Annotated in this window: 2 protein-coding genes; both read left to right on the forward strand. The window is 56.9% G+C overall.

Translation table 11 applies throughout. The annotated features are described in order from the left end of the window. A partial coding sequence (phnY, locus tag JWQ61_RS21600; protein WP_304362331.1) for a phosphonoacetaldehyde dehydrogenase occupies positions 1-1,119 on the forward strand: 1,119 nt, incomplete at its 5' end. A 346-nt stretch (positions 1,120-1,465) separates the two neighbouring features. Beyond that, positions 1,466-2,383 (forward strand): LysR family transcriptional regulator, encoded by a 918-nt coding sequence (locus tag JWQ61_RS21605; RefSeq protein WP_304362332.1) that lies wholly within the window; start codon positions 1,466-1,468, stop codon positions 2,381-2,383. Positions 2,384-2,592: the final 209 nt, after the last annotated feature.

Raw genomic sequence — 2,592 nt, forward strand, 5'->3', positions numbered from 1 at the left:
GACGTCTTCGTCTTTGCCGCCAATCAGGCGCTGGTCGATGACGGCCAGGTGTTTTCCTGCGACCTGACGCCGCATGGCAAGCAGCGCAAGGTTTACACCATGAAAGAGCCGCTGCTGGGGGCCATCTCGGCCATTACGCCGTTCAATCATCCCTTGAACCAGGTCGCGCACAAAGTGGCGCCGTCGATTGCGACGAATAACCGGATGGTATTGAAACCGACCGAGAAGACGCCGTTTTCCGCCTTGCTGCTGGCCGATATCCTGTACGAAGCCGGATTGCCGCCGGAAATGTTTTCGGTAGTGACCGGCGACCCGAAAGAAATCGCCGATGAAATGCTGACCAACCCCGATGTCGATCTGGTCACCTTCACCGGTGGTGTGCCGATCGGGAAATACATCGCCGGCAAGGCCGTCTACAAGCGCCAGGTATTGGAGCTGGGCGGCAACGATCCGATCATCGTGATGGAAGATGCCGATATTGAAGAGGCGGCGACCTTGGCGGTATCGGGATCGTACAAGAATTCCGGCCAGCGCTGTACTGCGATCAAACGCATGATCGTGCATCAGGCGGTAGCCGATGAATTTGTCGAGAAGCTGGTGGCCAAGACCCGGGCAATAAAGTATGGCGATCCGATGGATCCGAACAACGATATGGGAACGGTAATCGACGAACGTGCGGCGATTGAGTTTGAAGCCAAGGTGAAGGATGCCGAGCGCCACGGCGCCAGGCTGTTATACGGCAATATCCGCAACGGCGCCGTCTACTCGCCAACCGTGCTGGACCACGTGCCTGCAGATTGCAAGCTGGTTGCCGAAGAAACTTTCGGCCCCGTATCGCCGGTCATCCGCTGCACCGATATTGCGGATGCCATCCGGATTTCGAACTCGACGCCATATGGTTTGTCGTCGTCGGTATGCACCAACCGCATGGACTACATCACCCGCTTCGTCCGTGAGCTGGAAGTGGGCAGCGTCAATGTGAGAGAGGTGCCTGGATATCGTTTGGAGCTGACGCCGTTTGGCGGCATCAAGGACTCTGGACTCGGCTATAAGGAAGGCGTGCTGGAAGCCATGAAAAGCTTTTCCAATACCAAGACTTACTCGCTGCCCTGGAACTGAGCTGATGCTGTCTATTCACTCGAATTGGAGCGCCAGATAACGGCCAAACAGTATGCTGGTAAAGGTGGCCGCTGTGACACAGTGGCCACCGGTGCGCATGCGCGACCATTCTCCGTTGCGCAAATCAATGCCGGAACAGGTTCGCACCCAAGCGCGTTAAGCGCTACGCTGAGTCATTGCCGAGCAAATTAAGCTCAGCCGTTCAATTCCAGCACGTTTCGCTATGTTTTCATGGGAATAACGTAGTATACGTTTCAGCCACAATTTCCTCGATTGTGAAACCACCTGAAAAACCTGCCTTGATGCGTATCCATACCGTAGCCGAGTCTCAACTCCCGTTGTCCCCATGTTTATAAGACAACTCCAATATCTGGTCACGTTGGCGGACATAGGCCATTTCTCGCGCGCGGCAGAAGCGTGCCATGTGTCGCAGCCGGCCCTTTCCAATGCCATCCGCAACCTCGAAAAGGAACTTGACCTCAGCCTGGTGCGCCGCGGCAGGAACTATGAAGGCTTGACCGCAGAAGGCGAACGCGTGGTCGGCTGGGCTCAGCAGATGCTGTCGAGTTACGACGCCATGCGCCAGGAGACGGTCGATGCGCATAAAAACCTGTCCGGGACGTTGCGTATCGGCGCCATCCCGACCACCATGCCGGTCGTCCCTCTGCTGACCCAATCCTGCCAGGAGAGTTACGACCAGATCAAAGTCACCGTCCTGTCGCTACCTTCCGATGAAATCGCGCGCCGCCTGGATACCTGCGATATCGACATAGGGCTGACTTTCATGGAAGACAAGTCGATGGACGGCTTCCAGGTTTATCCTTTGTTTGTTGAGCGCTATGTGCTTGCGGTGCGCGACAATTCCGTGCTTCAAGGCCGCAAATCATTGACCTGGGCCGAGGTAGCAGAACTGCCCTTGTGCCTGCTGACGGCAAACATGCAAAGCCGCCGCATCGTGGACGCGGCTTTCCGGCGCGCAGGCGCCAGCCCGCGCATCCGCATGGAAAGCGATTCCATTTTCGCCCTGTATTCCCAGCTGCGCTGCAGCGATTTTTGCGCCGTCGTGCCGCACAGTGTGCTGAGCCTGATCGAGCTGCGGCAGGAAATCGCCGTGCTGCCGATCACCCCTGCACTCTCGCGCGACATCGGACTTGTAGTGCGCCGCCAGGATCCTTACTCGCCGGTCATCACGGCCGCGCTGGAAATGGCGCTCAAGACGCCGCTCCAGGCGCGCTTCGACAGTTTGATAAGCGGCATGTATTAAACGATTGCTTTACGGTATTGGATAGTTGACTGCCAACCGCCCAGAATCCTCCATGTCCCCTTGCTTAAACACCGGCAACGGCAACGACATAAACCTACCAGGAGGATTCAAATGGCAAAAATTGTCTGTGTTCTGTATGACGACCCGGTCACCGGCTATCCAAAAACCTACGCCCGCGACGACCTGCCGCAGCCGGAGCGCTATCCGGA

It is taken from the genome of Collimonas fungivorans (assembly GCF_028292705.1).
Lineage (GTDB): Bacteria > Pseudomonadota > Gammaproteobacteria > Burkholderiales > Burkholderiaceae_D > Collimonas > Collimonas fungivorans_B.